Annotated in this window: 27 protein-coding genes and 1 pseudogene; 15 read left to right on the top strand and 13 right to left on the bottom strand. The window is 72.1% G+C overall.

Going from position 1 to position 23,531, the window contains the following annotated elements; translation table 11 throughout:
* Positions 1-46 precede the first annotated feature (46 nt).
* The 4 genes from ACFPP6_RS35515 (at position 47) to ACFPP6_RS35500 (ending at position 3,749) form a co-directional block, all read left to right on the top strand.
* Complete coding sequence (locus ACFPP6_RS35515) at positions 47-1,867, top strand: sensor histidine kinase (protein ID WP_382051002.1); 1,821 nt, start codon at positions 47-49, stop codon at positions 1,865-1,867.
* The gene (locus ACFPP6_RS35510; RefSeq protein WP_382051000.1) at positions 1,858-2,502 is read left to right on the top strand and encodes a LuxR C-terminal-related transcriptional regulator; all 645 of its coding nucleotides are present in this window, start codon (positions 1,858-1,860) and stop codon (positions 2,500-2,502) included. Before ACFPP6_RS35515 ends, ACFPP6_RS35510 begins: the two co-directional genes overlap by 10 nt.
* A 269-nt stretch (positions 2,503-2,771) precedes the next feature.
* Positions 2,772-3,245, top strand: coding sequence for a hypothetical protein (locus ACFPP6_RS35505; RefSeq protein WP_382050998.1), 474 nt, complete (start codon positions 2,772-2,774; stop codon positions 3,243-3,245).
* 270 nt (positions 3,246-3,515) lie between these two features.
* Complete coding sequence (locus ACFPP6_RS35500; protein ID WP_382050996.1) at positions 3,516-3,749, top strand: hypothetical protein; 234 nt, start codon at positions 3,516-3,518, stop codon at positions 3,747-3,749.
* Between the two features lie 16 nt (positions 3,750-3,765).
* Here ACFPP6_RS35500 and ACFPP6_RS35495 read toward each other — a convergent pair whose 3' ends face one another.
* Positions 3,766-4,320, bottom strand: a complete 555-nt coding sequence (locus ACFPP6_RS35495) for an NADPH-dependent FMN reductase (RefSeq protein WP_382050994.1) — start codon at positions 4,318-4,320, stop codon at positions 3,766-3,768.
* Positions 4,321-4,435: 115 nt separating this feature from the next.
* On the opposite strand from ACFPP6_RS35495, the gene ACFPP6_RS35490 reads away from it, so the two are divergent.
* Positions 4,436-5,089, top strand: coding sequence for a TetR/AcrR family transcriptional regulator (locus ACFPP6_RS35490; RefSeq protein WP_382050992.1), 654 nt, complete (start codon positions 4,436-4,438; stop codon positions 5,087-5,089).
* 36 nt (positions 5,090-5,125) lie between these two features.
* Here ACFPP6_RS35490 and ACFPP6_RS35485 read toward each other — a convergent pair whose 3' ends face one another.
* Positions 5,126-5,674 (bottom strand): hypothetical protein, encoded by a 549-nt coding sequence (locus tag ACFPP6_RS35485; protein WP_382050990.1) that lies wholly within the window; start codon positions 5,672-5,674, stop codon positions 5,126-5,128.
* 320 nt (positions 5,675-5,994) lie between these two features.
* Here ACFPP6_RS35485 and ACFPP6_RS35480 point away from each other — a divergent pair, with 320 nt between their 5' ends.
* Positions 5,995-6,231, top strand: coding sequence for a hypothetical protein (locus ACFPP6_RS35480; RefSeq protein WP_058043414.1), 237 nt, complete (start codon positions 5,995-5,997; stop codon positions 6,229-6,231).
* Between the two features lie 69 nt (positions 6,232-6,300).
* On the opposite strand, the gene ACFPP6_RS35475 is transcribed toward ACFPP6_RS35480, so the two are convergent.
* The 3 genes and pseudogenes from ACFPP6_RS35475 to ACFPP6_RS35465 all read right to left on the bottom strand — a co-directional run.
* Entirely contained in the window at positions 6,301-6,606 is a 306-nt protein-coding gene (locus ACFPP6_RS35475) for an SCO5918 family protein (protein WP_382050988.1), read from the bottom strand.
* A gap of 326 nt (positions 6,607-6,932) precedes the next feature.
* A complete protein-coding gene (locus ACFPP6_RS35470) occupies positions 6,933-7,136 on the bottom strand; it encodes a cold-shock protein (RefSeq protein ID WP_030365760.1) in 204 nt (67 codons plus the stop codon).
* Positions 7,137-7,449: 313 nt separating this feature from the next.
* Positions 7,450-7,845 (bottom strand): annotated as a pseudogene (locus ACFPP6_RS35465) (class I SAM-dependent methyltransferase); the annotation flags it as partial.
* Between the two features lie 290 nt (positions 7,846-8,135).
* Between ACFPP6_RS35465 and ACFPP6_RS35460 the strand changes: the two are divergent.
* From ACFPP6_RS35460 to ACFPP6_RS35450, 3 genes are all read left to right on the top strand, one after another.
* Positions 8,136-8,387 carry a hypothetical protein gene (locus ACFPP6_RS35460; protein ID WP_382050986.1) on the top strand — a complete coding sequence of 84 codons (252 nt, stop codon included), beginning with the start codon at positions 8,136-8,138 and terminating at the stop codon, positions 8,385-8,387.
* A gap of 75 nt (positions 8,388-8,462) precedes the next feature.
* Positions 8,463-8,936 (top strand): hypothetical protein, encoded by a 474-nt coding sequence (locus ACFPP6_RS35455; protein WP_382050984.1) that lies wholly within the window; start codon positions 8,463-8,465, stop codon positions 8,934-8,936.
* 119 nt (positions 8,937-9,055) lie between these two features.
* Positions 9,056-9,403 carry a hypothetical protein gene (locus ACFPP6_RS35450; protein ID WP_063804317.1) on the top strand — a complete coding sequence of 116 codons (348 nt, stop codon included), beginning with the start codon at positions 9,056-9,058 and terminating at the stop codon, positions 9,401-9,403.
* A gap of 29 nt (positions 9,404-9,432) precedes the next feature.
* Here the strand turns inward: ACFPP6_RS35450 and ACFPP6_RS35445 are convergent, their stop codons facing one another.
* Positions 9,433-9,969 (bottom strand): hypothetical protein, encoded by a 537-nt coding sequence (locus tag ACFPP6_RS35445; RefSeq protein ID WP_382050982.1) that lies wholly within the window; start codon positions 9,967-9,969, stop codon positions 9,433-9,435.
* A 179-nt stretch (positions 9,970-10,148) separates the two neighbouring features.
* Here ACFPP6_RS35445 and ACFPP6_RS35440 point away from each other — a divergent pair, with 179 nt between their 5' ends.
* On the top strand, positions 10,149-11,630 hold the full coding sequence (locus ACFPP6_RS35440) for a Gfo/Idh/MocA family protein (protein ID WP_382050980.1): 1,482 nt from the start codon (positions 10,149-10,151) through the stop codon (positions 11,628-11,630).
* A gap of 136 nt (positions 11,631-11,766) precedes the next feature.
* Here ACFPP6_RS35440 and ACFPP6_RS35435 read toward each other — a convergent pair whose 3' ends face one another.
* Positions 11,767-13,254 (bottom strand): amino acid permease, encoded by a 1,488-nt coding sequence (locus ACFPP6_RS35435; RefSeq protein ID WP_382050978.1) that lies wholly within the window; start codon positions 13,252-13,254, stop codon positions 11,767-11,769.
* Positions 13,255-14,113: 859 nt separating this feature from the next.
* Here ACFPP6_RS35435 and ACFPP6_RS35430 point away from each other — a divergent pair.
* From ACFPP6_RS35430 to ACFPP6_RS35420, 3 genes are all read left to right on the top strand, one after another.
* Positions 14,114-14,362: a DUF1876 domain-containing protein gene (locus ACFPP6_RS35430; RefSeq protein WP_058043407.1), complete on the top strand. Its 249-nt coding sequence runs from the start codon at positions 14,114-14,116 to the stop codon at positions 14,360-14,362.
* Positions 14,363-14,802: 440 nt separating this feature from the next.
* On the top strand, positions 14,803-15,672 hold the full coding sequence (locus ACFPP6_RS35425) for an isocitrate lyase/PEP mutase family protein (protein ID WP_382050976.1): 870 nt from the start codon (positions 14,803-14,805) through the stop codon (positions 15,670-15,672).
* Between the two features lie 336 nt (positions 15,673-16,008).
* On the top strand, positions 16,009-16,764 hold the full coding sequence (locus tag ACFPP6_RS35420) for an AAA family ATPase (RefSeq protein ID WP_382050974.1): 756 nt from the start codon (positions 16,009-16,011) through the stop codon (positions 16,762-16,764).
* On the opposite strand, the gene ACFPP6_RS35415 is transcribed toward ACFPP6_RS35420, so the two are convergent.
* Entirely contained in the window at positions 16,758-17,885 is a 1,128-nt protein-coding gene (locus tag ACFPP6_RS35415) for a baeRF3 domain-containing protein (protein WP_382050972.1), read from the bottom strand. The two genes, ACFPP6_RS35420 and ACFPP6_RS35415, sit on opposite strands and share 7 nt — an antisense overlap.
* A 198-nt stretch (positions 17,886-18,083) precedes the next feature.
* Here ACFPP6_RS35415 and ACFPP6_RS35410 point away from each other — a divergent pair, with 198 nt between their 5' ends.
* Complete coding sequence (locus ACFPP6_RS35410; RefSeq protein ID WP_382050970.1) at positions 18,084-18,617, top strand: DM13 domain-containing protein; 534 nt, start codon at positions 18,084-18,086, stop codon at positions 18,615-18,617.
* A 3-nt stretch (positions 18,618-18,620) separates the two neighbouring features.
* Here ACFPP6_RS35410 and ACFPP6_RS35405 read toward each other — a convergent pair whose 3' ends face one another.
* Positions 18,621-19,166: a hypothetical protein gene (locus tag ACFPP6_RS35405; RefSeq protein WP_382050968.1), complete on the bottom strand. Its 546-nt coding sequence runs from the start codon at positions 19,164-19,166 to the stop codon at positions 18,621-18,623.
* Between the two features lie 148 nt (positions 19,167-19,314).
* Positions 19,315-20,409, bottom strand: a complete 1,095-nt coding sequence (locus ACFPP6_RS35400) for a carboxylate-amine ligase (RefSeq protein WP_382050966.1) — start codon at positions 20,407-20,409, stop codon at positions 19,315-19,317.
* Positions 20,410-20,652: 243 nt separating this feature from the next.
* Here ACFPP6_RS35400 and ACFPP6_RS35395 point away from each other — a divergent pair, with 243 nt between their 5' ends.
* On the top strand, positions 20,653-21,093 hold the full coding sequence (locus tag ACFPP6_RS35395; protein WP_382050964.1) for an SRPBCC family protein: 441 nt from the start codon (positions 20,653-20,655) through the stop codon (positions 21,091-21,093).
* A gap of 30 nt (positions 21,094-21,123) precedes the next feature.
* Here the strand turns inward: ACFPP6_RS35395 and ACFPP6_RS35390 are convergent, their stop codons facing one another.
* The 3 genes from ACFPP6_RS35390 to ACFPP6_RS35380 all read right to left on the bottom strand — a co-directional run.
* A complete protein-coding gene (locus ACFPP6_RS35390) occupies positions 21,124-21,888 on the bottom strand; it encodes a DUF6796 family protein (protein ID WP_382050962.1) in 765 nt (254 codons plus the stop codon).
* A 95-nt stretch (positions 21,889-21,983) separates the two neighbouring features.
* Entirely contained in the window at positions 21,984-23,003 is a 1,020-nt protein-coding gene (locus tag ACFPP6_RS35385) for an alpha/beta hydrolase (protein ID WP_382050960.1), read from the bottom strand.
* Positions 23,004-23,100: 97 nt separating this feature from the next.
* Positions 23,101-23,531: acyl-CoA carboxylase biotin carboxyl carrier protein subunit (locus tag ACFPP6_RS35380; RefSeq protein ID WP_382050958.1), on the bottom strand; the 431-nt coding region annotated here is incomplete at its 5' end.

The following is a 23,531-nucleotide window of genomic DNA, read 5'->3' as shown; positions in this document are numbered from 1 at the left end:
TCGTGGTTCCGTTGACCGGCGGGGGGCCTGCCCTATGGTGGTGCCCGTGGGTGGGGTTCTGGGCAGAGCCGGCTCCTGTGGGAGCGGGAGTGCGGGGGTCGGACTCGGCGGCAGGCCCGGGCGGGCGGTCGCGGGTGCGGCGGCCCTGGCCGTTGCCGCGGGCTGTACGGGCGCCTGGGCCTACGGCCGCGCGGGCGCCACGCAGGCGGACGTCCTCCGCGATCTGGCGGTGGGCTGGACGTACGCCGGGGCCGGGCTGATCGCCTGGTGGCGGCGCCCGGCCAACCGCACGGGGCGGCTGATGGTGGCCAAGGGAGTGACGTGGTTCCTCGGCAACCTGCAAGGGACCGACGTGCCGGTGCTGTTCGCGCTCGGCGCCTGGTGGGAGGCGCTGAACCTGGCCGTGCTGGCGCATCTGCTGCTGGTCTTCCCCGACGGCCGCCTCACCACCGTCCTCGCCAGGCGGGTGGTCGCCGGCGCCTATCTGCTCGTCGCGGCGGGCGGGCTGCTGCGCGTCGTCACCTACGACCCGTCGGCCGACGGCGGCGCGACCTATCTGACGTGCGTCGACTGCGGCCCCAACGCCTTCCTGTTCCGGCCCGGCCGGGAGCTGTTCGACGGCATCGACCTCGTCTACCGGTGGGCGGGTGCGCTGCTGACCGTGGTGGTCGTCGTCGCGCTCGTGCGCAACTGGCGGGCGGGCAGCACCGCGAGGCGCAGGGCGCTGCTGCCCGCGTGGATCGCGATCCTGGTCGCCCTGGCGCTGGTGGGCTGGGAGGTGCTTTACGTGGCCGCGCCCAAGCTGCTGGGGCCCGCCGCGTCGACGCCCACGCTGCTGTCGGACCTGAGCGAGATGGCGGTCCCGGTGACGTTCCTGGTGGGGCTGTTGCGGATGCGGCTTCGGCGGGCCGCGGTGGGCAGTGTGGTGATCGAGGTGGGCGCCGATCCGACGCCGCGACGGCTGCAGGACGTCCTGGCGCACCTGCTCGGCGATCCCTCGCTGCGGCTGGGCCTGTGGTCGGAGGAGGCCGGCGGCTACCTCGACCCGGCCGGCCGGACGCTGCGCGCTCCGTACCCGGGATCGGGTAAGAGCGTCACCGCGGTGGACGGCCGGGAGAGACCCTCGGCGGTGCTGGTGCACGACGCGGCCCTGGGCGAGGACCCCCAGTTGCTGGCCGCGGTGGGCGCTTCCGTCCGGCTGTGCTTGGAGAACGTCCGGCTGCGCTCGCAGGCCGCGGCCCGGGGGCGGGAGTCCCGCACGGTCGGCTCCCGCATCCTGGAGGCGGCCGACCGGGAACGCAGGCGCCTGGAGCGGGACTTGCACGACGGCGCACAGACCCGGCTGGTCTTCGCCCTGATGTCGCTGCGGCGCCTGGACGCGCGGCTCGCCGACGCCGAGGACGGCGGGCTGCGGCACACGGTCGCCGAGACCGACCGCACGCTGCGGATGGCCCTGGAGGACCTGCGGGGCATCGCCCGCGGCATCCACCCGGCCGTGCTGACCCGGGAGGGGCTGGGTCCGGCGGTGGCCGCGCTCGCGGAACAGGCGCAGGTGCCCGTGGTGGTCTCGGTGGAGGACCGGCGCTACCCGCCGCTGGTGGAGTCGACGGCGTACTTCGCGGTGTGCGAGGCGCTGTCGAACGCGGCGAAGTACGCGCAGGCGCGGGCGGTCAGCGTGTCGGCACGGCAGTGCGAGGGAGTGCTGGTGGTGGAGGCGGCCGACGACGGGGTGGGCGGGGCGGATCCCGCGCGCGGTTCGGGGCTGCAGGGGCTGGCGGACCGGCTGGCCGCGGTCGGCGGCGTCCTGCGGGTGCACAGTCCCCCGGGCGGCGGGACCCGGGTGCGGGTGGAGCTGCCGTGCGCGTGACGGTGACGGAGGACTCCGTCCTGCTGCGCGAGGGCCTGGTGCGGCTGCTGACCGAGGCGGGGGTGCAGGTGGTCGGGCAGACCGGGGACGCCGGGGACCTGCTGCGGCTGGTGGAGGAGGTACGGCCCGACGTGGCCCTGCTCGACATCCGCCTGCCGCCGAGCCACACCGACGAGGGCGTACGGGCGGCGTGCGCGATCCGCGGGCGCTGCCCCGAGGTCGGGGTGCTGCTGCTGTCGCAGTACGTGGAGGCCGGCAGCGCCGTGCAGGTGATGGCGCGCCGCGCGCGAGGGTTCGGGTACCTGCTCAAGGACCGGATCGCGGACATCGAGGAGCTGACCGGTGCCATCAAGCGGGTGGGGGCGGGCGAGTCGGTGATCGACCCGATGGTGGTGTCCCGGCTGCTGCACCGCCGGCGGGCGGGCAGCGCGCTTGAGGAGCTGACGCCCCGGGAGCGGGACGTGCTGGCGCTGATGGCCGAGGGGCGGTCCAACGAGGCGATCGCCGAGCAGCTGGTGGTGGGCGGGAAGACCGTCGAGACGCACGTGCGCAACATCTTCGCCAAGCTCGGCCTGGAGCCGAGCCTGACCGACCACCGGCGCGTGCTGGCCGTCCTGTCGTACCTGCGCGGGTGACGTGATCCGCCGCGCAAGGAGCAACGGGCACCCGGCGGCTGTGCCGGCCCCGCCGGCCGCGGGTCCGTAGGGCCCGGGCGCGCATTTCAGGGCTGGCCCTGATGTGTGCACGGCGGGCCGGGCCTTGAATGGTGAGCACCGAAAGGGGAGCGCGGGAACGGGCCGAAGGGTCCGGAAACCGGCGCGGAACAGCCGGTTGCAGCCCCGGACTCGAGGCCCGGTACCGCACTCCCCGCTCCTACGGAGAGCACGTTCAACGGGAGGAAGCCATGAAGGCAGGCAAGACCCTTGCTGTCGCAACGGCGACGGTGGCCCTCGGGGCGGGGCTGGCGGTGGCCGCCCCTTCGGCCCAGGCGGAGCAGGCCGCGCGGAGCGTCGTCACGCAGACCGCCGACCTCGACACCAGTGTCGGCCACGGCGTCCAGGCGAGCTGGAAGCGGATCTGGGGCCCGTACAGCCACTCCCCCACCAAGTACTGGGCGACCGGCGACTTCGTGCCGCGCAGCAACGCGCTCGGCGCGCACGCCCGCTGCTGGAACGGCGGCGACGGCACCAAGCTCAAGATCGACATCGTGCGCAGCAGCGACAAGAAGGTCATCGCGAAGGGCGGCTGGGGCTACTGCACCGGCGGCTGGATGAACGTGGACACCTTCCGCGCCTCGCCCAACCAGAAGCACTACATGCGGATCTACCTGAGCGGTAAGCCGCACACGATCGAGGCCCGCGCCTACCACAAGGTCTGACGCGGTGCCGTGCAAGCTGCCGGGCCGTCCGACGGGGGATGCATGACGGGCGGCCCGGCCCGACCGGGGCCTCCCTGAGGCCCGGGGCCCATGACCAGGCCTCAGGAGGCCCCGGGCCTCAGGGGACCTCAGGCTCAGGGGACCTCAGGCCTCAGGGTGAATGACGGCGGAGAAGCGTTTCCCTCGGCCGGTGCTCTCGTTAGGTGATGACAAGTGCCTCTGGCACGGGAATCAGCAGGAGAGCGAGAAGCGGAGGACGCTGTGCGTCGGATGAACTTCGTGCTGGCCGCGGTCGTCATGGCGAGCGCATGGGCCGCACCGGCAGCGGTCGCCCACACCGCCCCGGCACCGCCTTCCGCCGCGCACGCGGCTCCCGCCAAGCCGCCCTTCTCGTACGAGGACTGCCTCAAGGCGGCCAAGAAGCACGGGGAGAGCGCGCGCTACGGCAAGTGGCACTGCGACCAGCTGGTCAAGAAGGGCTGGGTCAGGCACCCGAAGCGCTGACCGCGCCCACCGCGGTTCAGGCCGCGACGGGGGCGTCCGCCAGGGTCCGGACGACCTCGGTCAGCGCGGTGGCGACCTCGGCGTCGTCGACCGGGTGGATCTCGGCGAATCGCGTCATGGAGCCGGGGACCGCCAGCTTGACGTCCTCCAGGACCTTGCCGCCGGCGATGCCCACGGCCTTGCGGGTCTCGTCCTGCGCCCAGACACCGCCGTACTGCCCGGCGGCGGTGCCGGTCACGGCGACCCGCTTGCCGACGATGGCGCCCACGCCGTACGGGCGCGACAGCCAGTCGATGGCGTTCTTCAGCACGGCGGGGATGGTGCCGTTGTACTCGGGGGTGAACAGCAGGAGGGCGTCGGCGGAGGCGGCCGCCTCGCGCAGGCGGACGGCGGCCTCCGGGACGATCCCTTCGGCGTCGAGGTCCTCGTTGTAGAAGGGAACGTCGGCCAGGCCCTCGTAGATCTCGACCTCGGTGCCCTCGGGGGCGAGCTTGACCGCGGCCTCGGCGAGCTGGCGGTTGTGGGACCCGGCGCGGAGGCTGCCGACGAGCGCAAGGATGCGAACAGACATGAGGAACTCCAAGGGAATGATGACGTAAGCAAACCGGACCGTGGTCCTGTTTTAGGATTGTGCCACTTATCCGGACCGCGGTCCAGTTATCTCGGCGAGACGTTACGCTGGGCCCATGACCGGCTCCACTCCCCCCTCGCCGCCGTCGTCCGGCGCCCCGGACGGCCGGAAGGAACTCGGCCTCCTCCAGGCCGGTGAACCCCCGCAGCTCCGGGCCGACGCGGCGCGCAACCGCACCCGGCTGCTGGAGGCGGCATCCCGCCTGCTGGTCGAGTGCGGAGCCGCGAACCTGACCATGGAGGCGGTGGCCTCGGCCGCCGGGGTCGGCAAAGGCACCGTCTTCCGGCGCTTCGGCGACCGCACCGGACTGCTGCTGGCACTCCTGGACCACCGCGAGCAGCAGCTCCAGGCCGCCTTCCTCTCCGGCCCCCCACCCCTGGGGCCCGGCGCCCCCGCGGCGCAGCGCCTGCACGCCTTCGGGCCCGCCCTCATCCGCCACGAGTACGACCACCACGAGCTGATCCTGGCCACCCGGGCCGACCCCCTGCGCACCTACGGCGTCCCGGCGTACGGCCTGCGCGTCGCCCACATCGCCATGCTGTTGCGCGAGGCGGGCGTGGAAGGCGACGCCGAGCTCCTCGCGCACACGCTGCTGGGCTGCCTCGACACCGCCCTCGTCCACCACCTGAGCGTCGAGCGCGGCATGCCGCTCGACCGCCTGGAGGCTGCCTGGCACGATCTCGTCACGCGGCTGGGGGCGGAACGCTGACGGCGGGCCCCGAGGGCGACCGGCTCGCCCAAGCCGCTACGGGACGTCGATCCTGGGCACGTCGATCCTGGGCATCTCGACCTTGACCGGGTCCTTGGTGAACGTCTCCGTCAGGCCTCCCTCCCAGCTGACCGACAGGGTCTTGCCACCGTCCACCAGGGTGGCGGTGCCCTTGGTGCGCGGGTTGCCGGGGCTGGGGCACTTCAGGTCGAACTTCACTGTCGTGCCGGAGCGTTGTGCGGGACCGCTGCACACGCCCTTGTCGGAGTCGGAGATGCCGCGGTCCCCGAAGATCGTCACTCGGACGATGTCGTAGCCCTTCTGCTGGTTCCATATGCCGTCCAGGTCGGCGTCGCCCCCGCCCTGGGCCGGCTTCTTGGCGTCACCCTGCTCCGGCTTCTTGGCGTCACCCTGCTCCGGCTTCTCGGCACCGCCCTCCGCGGGCTTCCGGGAACCGCTCGCCGAAGGCTTGTCGCCGGACTTTGCGGCGTCCTTCCCGCCCTCGCCGTCCGATCCGCTGCTGCAACCCGTCATCAGCACCGCCGCGACCAGCGCCGCACCCACGATTTGTGCCGCCTTACGCACGAATTTCCCCTCTACGGCCGAACAGAACAAGCCAACCTAACAGGCTGCTCCGCCCCCGCAGAAACCTTTTCCCCCGTACGACACAGGCACCTGACGCCCACCCATGACCGGCCCGCGCCCCGGCACTTGCCCACCCGCCGAGCCCCGCTGTTACCCGCCCGGGTGGTGTCACCGGCCAGAACGCCGGACGACCCGGCCGGACGGCCGGGCCGTTCGCGTCGCCTCTGCTGGCCCGCGCGGTTCCGCCGGTCGGGTGCAGCCGCGCCGACCCGCCCGGCATAGCCTTGCCCCGGCCCTCCGTGCTCCGGACCATGCGGGCCATGGCACGTTGCGAGGTATGCGGAAACGACTACGACCTGGCGTTCTTCGTGGAGACCCAGGACGGTTCACGTCACGCGTTCGATTCGTTCGCGTGCGCCATCCACCGCATGGCGCCCATCTGCGAACACTGCCGGGTCCCGATCGTCGGCCAGGGGGTGGAGGCGGGCGGCCACTGGTACTGCGGTGCCCACTGCGCCCGCTCCGAGGGGAAGGTGGGGATCGTGGACAGGGTGTGACCGGGCCGGCCGGGAGAAGGCGGTCTCGCGCGACTCCCGGCAGGGGCTGAAGGGGCCGTGAGGCGGCCCTCAGATCTGCGGCAGGCTCCCGGGCAGGGGCAGCGGCGACGTCCCCTGAAGCTCCGTACGGGCGGGGACGGGGGCCGCGGGGTGACAGGTGAAGCCGAGGCGCGTCAGCGCCCGGGTCACTTCACCGGCGGTGAAATCACGCCGGTCCTGCTTGGTGATCACCTGCCCCACCTGCTTGACGGGGTAGGTGCGGCGGCCGATGACCACGCACGCACCGTCGACGGGCTCGGGCGCGATGCCCTTCATCATCTGTTCGACCTCGCTCTTGACGAAGTCGAAGGGGAAGCGGGCAATGACACAGCGCATAGTGCCTCAACGGGGTGGGAGGGGATCCGGGGCAAGGGCTGCCGGCCGGGGGATCGTGCGGCGCCGGCGGAAAACGCCGGACACCACAGAACCTTATTCCCCGGTGCAGCACATATCGAGAAATTCTTTGCGCACGGGCCGCGTCCAGGAATCACCATCACCGGCACACGAGCCGAAGGAAAAGCGAGCCTCGGGACGGCGGGGGCCGACCCGAGCCGGGACCAGTGCGGAAAACTGGCCCGGAAACGCAACGAGCTGGGGCCCGCACCCAAGGTGCGGGCCCCAGCTACGTCAACGCGTCAGACGCCGGGCGTCAGGCACAGGCGTCAGGCGGGAAGGATGTTCTCCGCCTGCGGGCCCTTCTGGCCCTGCGTGACGTCGAAGGTCACCTTCTGGCCTTCCTGAAGCTCACGGAAGCCCTGGGTGGCGATGTTCGAGTAGTGGGCGAAGACGTCAGCGCCGCCGCCGTCCTGCTCGATGAAGCCGAAGCCCTTTTCCGCGTTGAACCACTTCACGGTGCCAGTAGCCATAGTAAATCTCCTTCGGGGCGTTACCCGGGGACCACACTGCGCGGGCCCCGCATCGCCGAGATGATTGCCCGTCCGGAAAAGAAAAGCCGGAAATACAAATAAGTGCTTCCGTCGGCTGGAGGCCGACCGGACACACTTGCAAGTCTTTGGGAACCACAACTGCAACTGAAAAGACAGTAGCACGGAACCGCCCCCAGGTGGGCAGAAATTTTTTTCCGCGCCACCATCGGGTGAAAAATTCGGGCCCCCGCCGGGCTATTTCTGCAGCTACGACGGCAGATGTTCACTGCCCGGCACCCTGCGTCATGCCACGTCACGCCGCACGGCGGAAGAGCGCCGTCCAGAGGAAGGGCTCGCCGAACGAGGGCGACCCGGACGGCTCGTCGCGCATGCGGCGCAGGTCGACCTCCTCGAGGTCGCGGAAGATCCGGCGCAGCGACTCCGGCGAGTACGCGAGGCCGCCGTGGAGGCGGGCCTGGCGGTAGAAGTCCGCGTCGGGGAGCTCGGAGCCCATCTCGCCGGCGGCGAAGCAGGTGAGGGCGAACCGGCCCCCGGGCGCGAGGGCGCGGTCGAGGAGGGCGAGGTAGCTGATCCGGCGGTGCGGCGGCAGGTGGTGGAAGCAGCCGGAGTCGTAGATCAGGTCGTACCGGCCGCCGAGCTCCTCGCCGACGAGCGCGAAGGCGTCCCCGCACCGGAACCGGACCCCGGCCGCGTGAGGGGACTGGGGGTGAAGGGGCAGTGCCACCCGCAGTGGGGGTCGGACGGCCGTGCGCGCCCCCGGCGAAGGCCGCTCAGGGGCCGGTTCCGGCCGCGCCGGGCCGGGTTTCCCGACGATCTTGCCGGACCCCCGCCCGAGGGGCCTCGCGAGCCGGATCGGAGCCTGTGGCCGAAGCGCATCAACCACCCTTTATCCATAATGTGTTTCATGTGTCTGATGTGTCTTAGAAGCCTCGATGCTGCAATACGTGTCGATTGTTCCCATGCGTCGTTTGGCAAGGCATGAAGAACCGCATCGTGACGCGTATTGCTGTGGGATCGACCCTTCTGGTGTGCGGCGCAGTCTCCGCATCCGGCACCGCCGAGGCGGCCGGTGGCGGTGGTGGCGGCGGGATCAGCCCCCGACCGCTGATGCACCGTCTCTCCAACGTCACCCATGTCGCCAATGTCGAGGACAGCCCCCTCGGCGACACCGTCTCCTTCGTCAACGAAAAGCTCCCCAGGGAGGCTTCCAGCCGCATCGCCCTCCGGTGACCAGCCACGCATCGCCGCCGCCCGCGGTGCCGGAGCCCCCGGCGCCGCGGCACGCGGTGCGGGAATAATCTCCGGGTGACCTTTCTCGACGAGCAGTTGACCGGCCAGTGGTGCAGCGCCCCCTTCGACGTGGGCGCCATGGAGACGAGCGAACTCGTGTTCCTGGCCGACGGCCGGGGCTGGAGCCGCTTCGAAGGCATCAGCACTGAACTGAGCATCTCCCGGTTCCGCTGGCACTGCCCGGCCCCCGGCCTGCTGGAGCTGCGCGGCACCTGGCGGGTCAGCGGGCAATGGGCCCCTCACGGCGGCGGTTTCGCCGCAGTGGACCACAGCGGTCCCGACGACCAGGTGATCCGTACCGGCTACCGCATCGGCCCCGAGGAGCCACCGTTCTCCGACGCGCCCGTGACCGCCCTGACCGTCGACGAGGAGATCGAGTTCGCCCTCTCCTTCGCCCGCGGCAAGCGGGCCGTGACGCCCGCCGACGACCCCTCGTCCACGCTGGTCCCGTACGCCCCGCCGGCCCGGCCCGGTCCGCGCGCCCGCTGATCCGCGGGTACCGGGTGGGAACAGATGGTGTTCATTCCTGGATTCCCGCCACCCGGCCCCCTGCACCGGCCCTACGGTGGGCCCTCGCCACCACCGGACGGGGGGAATGGGGAACAACCGTGAACAGGGAAGAGCGCGCCCGCATCGTCGCCAGGATCCAGGAGGAGCGCGAGCGGCTGCGCCCGCTGCAACCGCAGATGACGCGCACCGTGATCCAGCTGCTGCGCCGGACGGTGCCGGAGTCGGAGCCCGGGGTGGTGCCGTGGGTGAACCTGGCCACCATCAAGAGCATCGAGGCCGAGCACGGCACGGACGGGGTGGTCGCGCTCGCGTTGTCCCTGGGGAACTGGGCGGCCGCCATCGCCCAGGACTTCGCCCGTACGAACGGGCACACCGCCGAGCAGCTGATGGACTACTACGAGACCCAGTTCTTCGAGGACGACGCCTCCTCGGACTCCGAGGACTGAACGGGGCCCGCCTGCCGGGCCTCCCGCCCTCACCCCTCCGCAGCCGCCGGGCGTGAGGGCGGAAACACGCTTCCCGTGGTGCAGAAGACGCAGCCGTCCCAGTGCGGCAGGGCGTTCAGGACCCGGTGGGGCACGCAGGAGGCCGTCACGGCCGAGTCCGGGCCGGGGAAGACGTCGTCTCCGTGGCGGGCGGGGAGCGGGGCCGGGACGAAGGCCTCGACCATGGCCCGGAAGCGCTCCAGGTACGTGGGGGCGTAGGGCGGCTCGTATCCCAGCTCGTCCCAGCGGTGCCGCTGCAGCGCGAGGTCGACGACCCGCAGCACGAAGTCCTTGGCCTCGGCCCGCTCGGACGGGGTGTCCCCCCAGTCGATGTCCTCCAGGTCGAAGCCGACCGCGCCCCGCCCCATCACGTTCTGGTCCTGCAGAGCCAGCAGCGAGGCGAAACGGAAGTCCCAGGGGCGGCTCGCCAGCTCCGATACCGCCAGCCACAGCACCTCGACGAAGACAGCCGTCCCGCCGTTGGACATGGCGAGGCTGTTCCCCGCCCCGTCGAACACGTTTCCCATGCCACCACCCTAGGCATCGCGTCCCGGAGCCCGTCCGGCCGTCCGGCCATCCGGCCGCATCTCGTCGTGCGAGCCCTCTTGCGAAGCACGCATCACACCCGTCAGGGTCACTAACCGAAGTCAGAGAGGTTCACGTACGCGCCGCAACTCACATCAGCCCCTTGTGTCCAGGAGGACCGATGCACGAGTCAGCCCCGCAGAACCCCAGGCACCTTGATCACCTCGGTCAACTCGATCGCGTCGACCACGTCGAGGATCCCGGTCCCCACACCTCCGTCGAGGGCCGGGAGCAGACGCCCGACGTCAGCCGCCGCCTCGTCCTTAAGTCCGCGGGCGCGGCGAGCGCCGGTGTGGGCCTGGGCCTCGGGGCGGCCGCGGCGGCGGCCTCCCCCGCCGCCGCCGCGGCGACGCCGCGGCGCCAGGGCGCGACCATGATCGGAGTGCCGTTCGAGCGGCGCGGCACGGTGCGGGTCGGGATCGTCGGGCTGGGCAACCGCGGCAGTGCGATGACGGAGCTGTTCCTGGCGGTGCCCGGGGTACGGGTGGTGGCGCTGTGCGACACGGTGCGGGCGAAGGCGGAGAAGGTCGCGGCCAAGGTCCGCTCGGCCGGCCAGCCGGCGCCCGCGCTCTACACCAAGGGCGAGGACGACTTCCGGCAGCTGTGCGGGCGCGGCGACGTCGACTTCGTGTACGTGGCCACGCCGTGGGAGTGGCACTTCCCGATGGCCGAGGCGGCCCTGACCGCGGGCAAGCACGTCGGGGTGGAGTGTCCGGCCGCCATGGAGCTCGATCAGCTGTGGCGCCTGGTGGACCTGTCCGAGCGGACGCGGCGGCACTGCATGCAGCTGGAGAACTGCTGCTACGGCCGGAACGAGATGCGCGTGCTGCGGATGGCGCACGCGGGGAAGTTCGGCGAGCTGCTGCACGGGGCGGGGGCCTACATCCACGACCTGCGGGAGCTGATGTTCTCGCCGACGTACTACGAGGGGCCGTGGCGGCGGCTGTGGCACACCCGGCTGAGAGGGGACGTCTACCCCACTCACGGCTTCGCGCCGGTCGCCAACTACATGGACGTCAACCGCGGGGACCGGGCCGTGCGGATCACGACGTTGGGCTCCCCCGCCGCGGGCCTGGCCGCCTACCGGGCGCAGCACATGCCGCCCGGCGATGCGAGCTGGAAGGAGACGTACGTCGGCAGCGACATGTCGGTCAGCCTCGTGCAGACGGCCCGGGGGCGCGTGATCCGCCTGGAGCACGCGGTCAGCAACCCCCATCCCTACAGCCGCGTGAACGCGCTGGGCGGCACGAAGGGGGTGTTCGAGGACTACCCGCCGCGGATCTACCTGGAGCCGGAGATGTCCGGGGACGAGTGGGGCGACTTCGGGGCGTACGCGGAGTGGGACCACTGGCTGTGGAAGGAGCACGCGAACCCGCCGGGCGGGCACGGCGGCATGGACTACATCATGATCTTCCGGCTCATGCAGTGCATGCAGCAGGGGCTGGTGCCCGACTTCGACGTCTACGACGCGGCCACGTGGAGCGCGCCGGTGCCGCTGAGCCACGCCTCCATCAAGGCGAAGGGCGCGCCGCAGGAGATCCCGGACTTCACACGGGGGCTGTGGCGCGCCGGGCGGCCGGGGGTGGACTCGGCGAAGCCGTAGCGGGTGGGCGCCGAGCCGTAGCGGGCAGCAGGCAGGCAGCGGACGGCAGGCATGCGAAGAGGCGCCCGCCCCGGTCTCCCGGGTCGGGCGCCTCTCGTCGTTCTCAGCCGGTCGGGACCGGCTCGGCCTCAACCGGTCAGGACTGACCGGCCTCCGCACGGGCGAGCTCGTTCGCGCGCTCGGTCTCCGCGACCCGGCCGCGGACGAGGAACCAGCCGCCGACCAGCATCGCCACGATGATCGGCAGGCACAGCACCGTGGTGCGGCCGGCGCCGGGCTCGGACGCCATCAGGCCGAGCACACCGGCCAGGAAGACCAGGGTGACGATCTGGGTGTACGGGGCCCAGGGGAGCTTGTAGCCGGGGCGGGTGACCCGGCCGTCCTTGGAGCGGCGGTAGAACAGCAGGGAGCAGACCATGATCATGCCCCAGGTGCCGATGATGCCGATCGCGGCGAAGTTCAGCACGATCTCGAAGGCGTCGGCGGGGACGACGAAGTTCAGGCCGACACCGAGGACGCAGAAGAACGCGGTGAGCAGGATGCCGCCGTAGGGCACCTGGCCCTTGTTCATCAGACCGGTGAACTTCGGCGCCGAGCCCGACATCGCCATCGAGCGCAGGATGCGGCCGGTGGAGTACAGACCCGAGTTCAGGCTGGAGAGGGCCGCGGTGAGGACCACGAGGTTCATCACGCCGGCCGCGTACGGCACGCCGATCTTGCCCAGGACGGTGACGAACGGGCTCTCGCCGGCGACGTACTCGGTGAAGGGCAGCAGCAGCGCGAGCAGGACGACCGAGCCGACGTAGAACAGGCCGACACGCCACATGATCGAGTTGATCGCCTTCGGCATGATCTTCTCGGGGTTCTTGGTCTCACCCGCGGCCACACCGCACAGCTCGACGGAGGCGTAGGCGAAGACGACGCCCTGGATGACGAGCAGCATCGGCATGACGCCGGTCGGGAAGATGCCGCCGTGGTCGGTGATGTTCGCCAGGCCCGGGGTCGAGTCGCCGACGCTGTGCTGGCTGGCCAGCAGGAAGATGCCGACGACCATGAAGAGGGTGATCGCGGCGACCTTGATGATCGCGAACCAGAACTCCATCTCGCCGAAGTACTTCACCGAGATCAGGTTCACGGTGAGCACGACCGCGAGGGCGATCAGCGCGAGGACCCACTGCGGGATGTCGCTGAACATTCCCCAGTAGTGGGTGTAGGTGGCCACGGCGGTGATGTCCGCGATGCCGGTGGTGGCCCAGTTCAGGAAGTAGAGCCAGCCGGCGGTGAAGGCGCCCTTCTCGCCCATGAACTCACGGGCGTAGGAGACGAAGGCTCCGGAGGAGGGGCGGTAGAGCACGAGCTCGCCGAGCGCACGCACGACGAAGAAGGCGAAGAGGCCGCACACCGCGTAGGCGATGAAGAGGGACGGACCGGCACTGTGAAGACGGCCACCGGCGCCGAGGAAGAGTCCGGTGCCGATCGCTCCACCAATGGCGATCATGTTGACGTGGCGGGACTTGAGGTCCTTGCTGTACCCGGCATCGCCGGCGTCCACGTGTGTGGAGGCCGTCGGCGCCGCCGTGGCGGCGGGCTGGGGTTCGGCCGCAGTGAGGGTGCGGTCACTCATGTGGTTCTTCGCCTTCGCTGGAGGGGGCAGGACCGGGACGCGGTGGTGCTCGGAGGGGGAGCGACCCGGTTACCCGGAGGGCCGGCTGGCGACGCCGGTCTTCTCCGAGGGGTGAAGCGATGCCCGCCGGCCGGTGGCCGGGGTGCCTCCGGCTGCCCGTGAGCAGCCCCGGGGAGGGGTCTGACGGAGGGCAGGCCGGTAGGTGCGGGCGTGGGGGGTGCATGGCCCGGGGAGGACGGTGCTTCCGTCATCGCCCTGGGCGCTGCGGGTGGCGCGGGGAGGTCAGCCCTTTAAGGGCCGCCGCCGGCCGGGTGTCGTCGCGTGACGGGCCGGCCTGCCGTGGGGCATATGCGCCCCGTGGCACGGCATGGCGCCGGGGCGCTGCTGCGCCTCGGTGCTCGGCCGGCTGTCGATGGACTCCATGCCGTGAATGGTGTGAGGCGTGTAAGGGCGCCGTCAAGAGTTCACAGGGAATTGATATTTCCGCCGGTAAGCGCTCGGTCTGTGCTGGTCAGAGTGCGCAGGACGGGCATTTTCCAGACATACAAAGGGATTCGCGCGGCACGAATGGCACGGCGGTACATGACCGTTTTCGCGCCATACCCCTGACCGATGTGATCAAGGCCACACGCCTGTGATCTTGCATTACTTGCCCCAGGCAAAACGTGCTGGTTACACGGAGCAGGGGCGGGCACCGGGCCCGGACGGAAGCGGGAGGAATGCGGAGGGAGCCGACACGGGGACGCCGGGCAGCCGGACGGGTGGACCTGGGAGCGCGCGGGCGCGCGGGACGCGGCGGCGGCACGGCGGCGACTTACATTGGCCGCCACAGAAGCTCGAACGGCGGAGGTGTCCACTCATGCAGGTCGCCGGCTGGCACGTAGAAATCGAATTCGACGAGGACGAATCCCACACCCGGGCCGCCGCCCTCCTCCGGCTGCGCGACGGCACCGAGCTCCGCGCGCGCACCTCCTCCACCCGCGACCCGCAGGACCCGAACGAGCCCCGCATCGGCGAGGAGATCGCCGGCGCCCGCGCGCTCCGCGACCTCGCCGAGCAACTCGAGCTCAAGGGCCGCGCCGAGGCCAGGAACCTCACCAAGCAGTAGCCCGGGCCACCCCCGGCGAAGAGCCCCGGGGGCGAGAGGCGACCCGCGAGATCCGGCCGATCCACCGGCATATGCGGGCGGGTGACGCCAGGGGCGGAAGGGCTGATTCAACTGCGGGGCGGCCTCCGGCAGGGGCCGGCCGCAAGGCACCCTGGGGCGCGTGTGGTCGGCGTGAATGCATCGCCGGCCACACGCCTTTACCTTGCATATATTGCCGCATGACTATCTCTTGACCTAATCTCCCGATGGCACCTGACGGCACATCAACAGCAGCCGTACGCACAGGGATCCACAGCAAAAGGCCCTGGGGGCGCGCCATGCGACGGCGTGCCCCCAGGGACCTCCGGTCAGCGCACGTTCCCGTTGCCGCCGCGGGCTTCCGTCAAAGACAGCGGCCGCAACGGGGCCAACACACGCCAACCCAGTCCTCGGAGGGTACCGTGAACCACCCTGCCCGGCTACGCGACGCCATCGCCTCGGACGGCACCACCCCGCTCATCGGCATCTTCGACATGTTCTCCGCCTCGGTGGCGGCCCAGCACTACGACGGCATGTTCGTCTCCGGATTCGGATTCGCCGCCTCCCACTACGGGCTCCCCGACATAGGCTTCATAGCCTGGCCCGACATCGTCGCCTTCGTGCAGCGGCTGCGCCTCGCCTTCCCCGCCCAGCACCTGCTCGTCGACATCGACGACGGTTACGTCGACCCCGAGACCGCCTGCCACGCCGTCCAGCAGCTCGAGGCCGTCGGCGCCTCGGGCGTGATCCTCGAGGACCAGCAGCGTCCGCGGCGCTGCGGTCACGTCGACGGCAAGCAGATCCTTCCCCTGCAGGAGTACCTGGACAAGCTCGACATGGTCCTCGACTCCCGCCGCGACCTCGTCGTCGTGGCCCGTACCGACGCCACGGAGGAGGACGAGATCCTGCGCCGCGCCAAGGCCCTGGCCGCCACCGACGCGGACGTCCTGCTCGTCGACGGCGTCCGCAGCGTCGACTGGATCCGCAAGGTCCGCGACGTCATCGGCGACAAGCCGCTGCTGTTCAACCAGATCGCGGGCGGCAAGTCGCCCCGGCTCTCGCTGCCGGAGCTGACCGGGCTCGGCGTCGACGTGGCGATCTACAGCACCCCCTGCCTCTTCGCCGCGCAGTCGGCCATGGACCAGGCGCTGACGGAGCTCAGGACACGGGACGGACGGCTGCCCGAGCACACGTCTTCCAGCATCGGCGTCGCCGAGTGCCTGGCGCTGCTGGAGAAGAACATCAGCCGCCACCACGACCGGTCCTCGGTCACCGCGGCGACCGCCCGCTGACCGGTCCCCGACCGGCCCGGGGCCGGGTCCCTTCCCCTCGGCCCGGCCCCGGGCTCCGCCCTGCGACCGCCTCCGTCCCGCCCTGCCGCCGCGCCCGCCGCCGCCCCGCCGCCGCCCACTCCGGTGAACCGGTAGCGGCCTCCGGTGAACCAGCCGGGGGCGCGGCGGCGTCTGAAGGACTGCCCCTGCTCCCGGCCGGGGCCGCGTACCGCCCGGTCGGCGGTACGTTCGAGGTTGCGGACACAGCAGGCAAGGGGCAGGGGACGACAGACCGTGAGCCGGACCGGAACCACAGACAGCGCAGCGGCGGATCGTTCGGGGATACGCCGGGGGGCCGTGCCCGCCCCCGTATCCCCGCCTGACCCCGTATCCCCGCCCGCGCACGTATCGCCGCCCGCGCCCGTATCCCCTCCCGCGCCCGTCGCCGGGCTGCGCCCCGAGGGCGTGGTCGACCTGCGCGCCCCGGGCAGCCGGGCTCCGGCGGTGCTGTCGTACCCGGCCGGGTCGGTCGTCGTGGTGTCGGGGCTGCCCGGCAGCGGCAAGAGCACCCTGCTGCGGCGCTGGTCGCCCGCGGCTCCCGCCGTCGACCCGCGCACCGCCCACGAGAGGTGGGAGGCGCGCATGCCCGACCGGTTGCCGTACGCGCTCTACCGTCCCTGCGCCCGCCTGGAGCACTTCTTCCGGATCCGTGCAGCGGTACGCAGCGGGCGGCCGGTTCTGGTGCACGACTGCGGCAGCCGCCCCTGGATGCGGCGCTGGCTGGCCCGTGAAGCCGGGCTCCGCGGCCACGAGCTGCACCTGGTGCTGCTGGACGTGGGGGCGGCGCAGGCTCTGGAGGGGCAGCGGGCGCGGGGCCGCTGGGTCCGCGAGCGCGTCTTCACCCGGCACGACCGAGGTCTCCGCAAGCTGCTGCACGCCCTGGACGCCGCGCCCGGACGCGGCGAGGGCGACGCGGCGGTGCCGGCGGAAGTCGCGGAGGCCGCGTCCCTGGTGCTCCTGGGCGCCGGCACCCGCGAGCACGTCTCCGCGCTGGAGTTCCGGGAGTCCCGGGCCTCCCGGGAGCTGCGGCCGGGCCGCTCCGTGGCTCAGTAGCGCAGGACCGCGGCGAGGCGGTCCTCCCCGGCGAGCGTGTCGTCCGGGAGGAACTCGACGTCCGCGCCGCTGTCGAGCGCGCTCTCCACGATCTCGTCCACGGCGTCCTCGTGGAGGGAGGGGTCCGCGCTGAGGGGCTCGACAGGGGCCTCCACCAGCTGGGGATGCCCGCCGTTGCCGTCCGTGCGGACGGTCGCCTGGTAGTGGTCCTCGACGGCGAGGAGGGCCACCCGGCCCTGCCGCACGGTCTGCCAGATCTCGTCGAGGCCCGAGGTGAAGCGGCGTGCCCCGCGCGCGTCGCTCAGCCGCTGCAGCACGTCGTCCCGGCGGGCCTGGCGGCGTTCCGCGAAGGCCGGGCGGAGCAGTTCCAGGAGGTCGTGGCCCCTCTTGCCGGGGGCGCCGCCGCTCTCGACCTCGGCGGTGATCACCCGGTTGGGGAGCGTCTCCCTGAAGTGCGAGGTGAGCTCGCGCAGGCCCACCACGTACAGCGGGCGGGGGTGCTGTTCGAGGACGCGGGCGAGGGCTGCGGCGACCGTCCGCAGGTACTGCCGCTCCCGCTCGACGTGGCCCTCCTCTCGGACGGGCATGTCGAAGTGCCGGCCCGGCATGGCGTCCTGGTGATCGGGAAGGGCGGGCTGCACGGGGAAGCCGTTCGTGTTGGCCTCGGTGAGGGCGTCGCCCGCGCCGTCCCACAGCCGGGCTTCGCCCTTGGAGAGGGCGAGGGCCCAGTAGGGCTCCTCCACGCGGACGGCGGACACGAGGTTGCGGGTGAGGAACGTCTTGGCGATCACCACGCGCTGGGGCACCGCGCGCGGCACGTACCAGACGTGGTGCTCGCCGGGGGCCACGAGGATGAGCAGCCCGTCGCTGGCGTGCGTCAGGTCCACTTCGGCAACAGCGGCGTCCAGGTGCGACTCGACGTCCATCCGGGCGGCGCGGGAGACACCCGCGTCCTCGGCCAGCCGGCGCTTGGCCTCCGCGACGGTGTTCCGCAGCCGGACCGGATCCTCGGGGCTGAAGGGATCGCGCCGGGTCGTCGGCACGAGCAGCGACACCGCCGGGTAGGCACGCGGTCCCCGCAGGTCGCGGAGGATCTCGTCGGTCAGGTCGCCGATGTCCATGGGTGTTCTCCTACCGCCTGCAGCCTCCGGGACCATTACAGATCAGCAGAAATGCCGTGTCCCAGCCACTCCAGTGCCACCAAACGAACCACTTCCGGCGGGCGGCGTAAGACTTTCGTCATCAGTTTTCCGGAGCGCGGGACCGGCTGGAAACCGTTGTAAGGAGTGAGTGGACACACCGGCTTTTCGGAGGCAGAGATGGGACGTGTACGACGGGTGCTGCGCAAGCCGGTCGTCATCGGGGTACTGATCGCGGGGGCACTCGCGGTAGCCGCGGGCATGGTGTGGTTCCAGCCGTGGAAGCTGTGGGTGGACGAGACGGTCCGGGAGTCCGTCCCGGCGGTCACCGGCACCGGGCAGCCGGAGGGCGCCGGTGGCGTGCGGACGCTGGCCACGGGTGAGCTGATCAGCCACGAGCACCGCACCAGCGGGACGGTGCGCATCCTCCAGCTGCCCGACGGGACGCGCACCCTGCGCCTGGAGGGCCTCGACACCAGCAACGGCCCCGACCTCAAGGTCCTGATCAGCGACGCCCCCGTGAAGCCCGGGCGCGACGGCTGGCACGTCTTCGACGACGGCGCGCACGTCAGCCTGGGCTCGCTCAAGGGGAACAAGGGCGACCAGAACTACGCCCTGCCCGCGGGCGTGGACCTGAACCGCTACACCAGCGTCAGCATCTGGTGCGACCGCTTCGACGTCTCGTTCGGGGCGACCGCCCTCACCCGGGCCTGACCGTCAGGTGACGTCGACGGTGGCGGCCACCGGGGCGGTCCCGGAGACCTCGCACGCGACGGTGACGCCGAAGACGTGCACGGAGGCCGTGCCGGGCGTGAAGGTCGTGGCTCCGGCGGCGTCGAGGCGGGCCGAGACGGCGCCGCCGGTGAGCGTGACGGGCGAGCCGGCGGGTATCGCCGCGGTGTTGGTGAACCCGGTGGCCGTGACCGACCCGGACCCGGCGCCGCCCAGCTGGAACGCCATCTCCCCCGTCGCGGCACGGGCCGGTACGTCGACGGGGACGTTCAGGGCGGTGGTGACCTCGACGGACAGGTCGGCGGCCGAGCCCCGGGGCACGGTTGCGGGAGCGGTCACGGTGACGAGGAGGGACTGGACGCCACTGGGGGCGCCCGGCCCGGTGCAGGTGTACGCGACGGTGACGGCTTCGGCGGCAGCGGCGGGCGGGGCGCCCAGCACGGCGCCCGCTCCTGCCAGTACGGCGGCCAGGGCCGCGGCCGCCGCCGTCCGCCTGCGGGAAGACTTCGCGGGAGTGTTCGGGATGCTCATCGCCGTGCTCCTTCCGTCCGGCACGGCATCGGCCGGCCGGTCCCGGGGGCGAGGACGGAAAAGATGACGTGAACACATCATCCCTGTCTGTCTGACACAGGGTGGTGGAGAAGTCAACAGACGCAGGGACGGGGCCTTCCGGCGCGGCCTAGCGCTCCGGGCCCTCCGTGGCCGCCAGCGCGACCAGCGCCGCCAGCCCGCCGGAGGCCAGAGCGCGGCGCTGGCGGTCGGCCGGGCTGCCGCGGCCGAGGAAGAGCCGCAGCAGGCGGTTGACCTCGCGCGTGTCCCCGGCCTCGTCCAGGGCTGGAGTGATGTGCGCGAAGAGGTCGCCGACCGCCTCGCCGGGGCCGCGGCGCCGGCCGTGGGCGTCGATCAGGCCGCGGTGCAGCCCGTACCGGGCGGCGTGCCAGTTGGCCGCGTGCAGCATCTCCGGCGGGCACGGTGCGAGCGGCACGCCCTCCCGCTCCTCGCGCAGGGCCGTGGCCACGAGGGCGCGGACGATCCCGGCGAAGAGGACCGCGTCCTCGACGGTGAGCTGTACGTCCAGGGCCCGCACTTCGAGGGTGGGGTAGCGCTCGGAGACCCGCGCCTGCCAGTAGAGCTGGCCCGTGTCCAGGATCGCCCCGGCTCTGAGCAGGGCGCCGACGCGCCGGTCGTAGTCGCCGGGACCCTCGAACCGCGGCGGCGGGCCGCTGACCGGCCAGCGGCCGAAGACCACCGTCCGCCAGCTGGCGAACCCGGTGTCCCTCCCCCGCCACAGCGGGGAGTTCGCCCCCATGGCCACCAGTACCGGCAGCCAGGGCCGCAACCGGTTCAGCGCACCCACCGCCTGGGCGCGGTCCGGCACCCCCACGTGCACGTGCATGCCGTTGACGAGCTGCTCGTCGACCAGACGCGCGCCCTGCGCCTGGAGCGCCTGGTAACGCTCGCCCTCGGTGACCGGGACCGGCGCGCCCCCGGCCAGCGGCGCGGTGCCGCAGGCCACGGGCCGGCACCCCGCCTTCTGCGCGGCCGCGCCGATCGCACGGCGCAGCCGCAGCAGGTGCCCGCCGACCTCGGCCAGGCCGGTGCAGACCGGAGTGGCAGCCTCCAGCTGGGCCTGCAGCAGTTCGGTCTGGACCTCCCGCGCCTCGGTCATCGCCTGCATGCCGGACGCCGCACGCACTTCGTCCGCCAGCGGCACCGGCAGCGCCGTGACGGGGTCCAGGAGCAGGTACTCCTCCTCCACCCCCATCGTGATCATGCGTCCATCCGCCCTCTCGTTCGCGCCGGGACCCGGGATCCCCGGTGCGGGAGGGGTTCCCGCTGCTGCAGGTGTGCCCGGTGGCCGCGTCCGGTAACAGCGGCTGCTCCAGATGCGCGACGGCGCGGCACGGCACCCGGCGTGACGGCCCGGCCCGCCGGTCCGGGCAGGCCGACGGCCCCGTTCCGGCCAATACTGAGCCTTGCGGGAGATACCTGCGGCACGGAGCAGAGGGAGACGCCGGTGCGGGAGATAGCCACCGTGATCGACATCGCCGCCACACCCGAGCGGGTCTGGCAGGTCCTGACGGACCTGCCGCGCTACGAGGAGTGGAATCCCTTCATCCGGCACGCCTCGGGAACGGCCGCCCCCGGCAGGCGGCTGAAGCTGAAGATGTTCCCCACCGGCCGGCGGCCGATGACCTTCCGCCCGACGGTCAAGGCCGCCGCCTCCGCCGAGGAGCTGCGCTGGCTCGGCCGGACGTTGCTGCCCGGCCTCTTCAGCGGCGAACACCGCTTCGTCCTCACGGACCTGGACGGGGGCGGCACCCGCGTCGTGCAGAGCGAGAAGTTCACCGGCCTGCTGGTGCCGTTCCTGCGCCGGAGCATCACCGCCACCGTCACGGACTTCGAGTCCCTCAACAAGGCCTTGAAGAAGCGGGCGGAGACGGCGCACAACCCCTGAGACGAGGCCCTCCCCCGGCCTCGGCTCCGGTCACCCCCGGCGCTTCCACAGGACGGCGGTCGACAGGGCGAAGAGGAGCAGGTTCCCGACGCTGAGCGCCGCGCCCTGCACCGCGGTTCCCGCGGCCCCCGGCAGCGCCTTGGTCAGGAGCATGCCGACGGGGATGAGGATCAGGGGGTTCGCCACGCACATCCACCGGGGGAAGGCCGTCCCCCCGCGCAGGATGCAGGCGGCCATCCATACGGACCCGGCCGCCCAGCACGCCAGGAGCACCACGTAGGGGATGAACAGCACCGTCGCGATGTCGCCCGGCAGCGCGGTGAGAGCCTCGGAACGGGCGCCGGACTCGTGGACCGCCTTGGCGGCCTGCCCCCAGTAGTAGAAGGAGCCGTGGGCGAACGGGGCCAGCGCGAAACCCGCGGTCAGCAGCAGGTACGGCGGCAGGGACCACCGGCGCGGGGCGGGGCGCAGGCCGTACCGCAAGTGCCGGCAGGCCACCAGGTAGAGCGGACCGGTGAGGACGCCGAGCAGCGCTCCCCAGGCCAGCCGCGTCGTGGAGGCGGGCAGCATGGCCGCCAGCGAGTCCCGGGCCGTGCCGTCGTACGAGGCCAGCAGGGGGTGGTCGGCGGCGGTCCCCATGGGTTTGCCCAGCAGCAGGATGTCCCCGGCGAGCCAGGCGATCGAGGCCAGCACCCCCGAGAGCCCGGCGGCGCGTATCCATCCGACGCCTGCTCCGTCGCCTGCGTGCGGCGACGGAGCGACGGACGGTGACTCGGCCACGGTGCTCGACGTCATGACACGACCTCCCCGGATGACTTAGGTGAGGCTAACCTATCTTGATCTCCCCCCGAAGGCCCAGGCCTTGTCGGCCGACCTCTGCCGACTACCCGTCAGGTCGTGTGCGGCAGCAGGCAGTCCTCGAAGAAGGCCAGGGCGCGCAGGTGATACGAACGAGCCGCCCAGCCGAGGCTGATGTTGTGTCCGGCGGCCGGCTGACGGTCGAAGAGAACCTGCGTGCCGGCCGGGAAGGCCGTACGCATCGAGTCGATCGTCTCCTCGTCATGACGCCACCAGCCCTCGTGTTCGGCGAAGGTGAAGCGCACGGGAACCCGGACCCGGGCGGCCAGTCCGGGGAACTCCTCGCCCCAGCGCAGGGCTTCGGCCGCCTCGCGCAGCGGCATCGGCGTCACCAGGGGCTTGACCGCGCGGAAGGCGCCCGGCGGGTAGAGGTCGAGGCGTCCCCAGTGCCGGCTCCAGGTCCTGCGGCTGTGGAAGGCCTGCGGGTCCCGGACGTCGACGGCATAGCGGTGGCCGATCCCGGAGATGTCCGCTCCCAGGAATGCGGCGCCGCGTTCGTCGGCCAGAGCGTGCAGGGCCAGTTTGCCGCCGTAGGAGTGCGCGAGGAGGAACATGCCCGCGCCGGTGTCGTGGTGGCGCGCGTACTGGGCGAGCGCGGTGTGCAGCAGACCCGACTGCTCGGCCAGCGTGGCGCCCGTGGGGAAGCGCTCGGCGGACAGGCCGTAACCGGGACGGTCGACCGCCACGACCGTGAAACCGAGGCTCGCCCCCAGCGTGAGCAGCGACTGCCCGGGGTGGACACGGGCGTCGAAGTAGCCGGCGCGCATGCCGCCGCCATGGACGGCGAAGACGGTGGCGCGCGGCGGAATCCACGGCGGCGGAGTGGCGATCAGGGCCGACAGGGCGACCCCTTCGGCGTCCAGTACGACATCCCGGACGCGGACGTCGGGGACCACGGGGTACAGCTCCTGCCGCTCACCCGGTTCCGCCGGACCGGCCGGTCCGGGGCCGGCCGGATCCGGGCCCGCCGGATCCGGGCCCGCCGGATCCGGGCCCGCCGGATCGGGGAAGGCAGCGGCAGCGATGGCGGGTTCGGCTGTCTCGGTGCTCATGAGGTCTCCAGAACCGGTAGTCGGTGTGGCGGTCCGGGGCCCGGTGCGGCGGCTCGCGGGTGCCGCCGCGTCCGGGGGCGGGTCGAGCTGCGGGGGTTCAGTCCTTGATTTCGCAGATGACGGCTCCGGAGGAGACGGAGGCGCCGATCTCGGCGGCGAGGTCCTTGACCGTGCCCGCGCGGTGCGCGTTCAGGGGCTGCTCCATCTTCATCGCCTCCAGGACCACGATGAGGTCGCCCTCGGCGACCTCCTGGCCGTCTTCGACGGCCACCTTGACGATGGTGCCCTGCATCGGGGAGGTCAGCGCGTCACCGGACGCGGCGGAGCTCGCCTTCTTAGCCGCGCGGCGCTTGGGCTTGGCCCCGCCGGACGCGGCGGTGCGGGTGATGGTCGCGCCGAGGGAGGAGGGCAGGGAGACTTCCAGGCGCTTGCCGCCGACCTCGACGACGACGGTCTCGCGGCCGGCCTCCTCGCCCTCCTCCTCGGCCGCCGCTCCGGCGAACGGCTCGATGGTGTTGACGAACTCGG

The sequence above is a fragment of the Streptomyces aureoversilis genome, assembly GCF_042657885.1.
In the GTDB taxonomy this organism is placed as follows: domain Bacteria; phylum Actinomycetota; class Actinomycetes; order Streptomycetales; family Streptomycetaceae; genus Streptomyces; species Streptomyces aureoversilis.
This window is presented reverse-complemented; position numbering and strand designations above follow the sequence as displayed.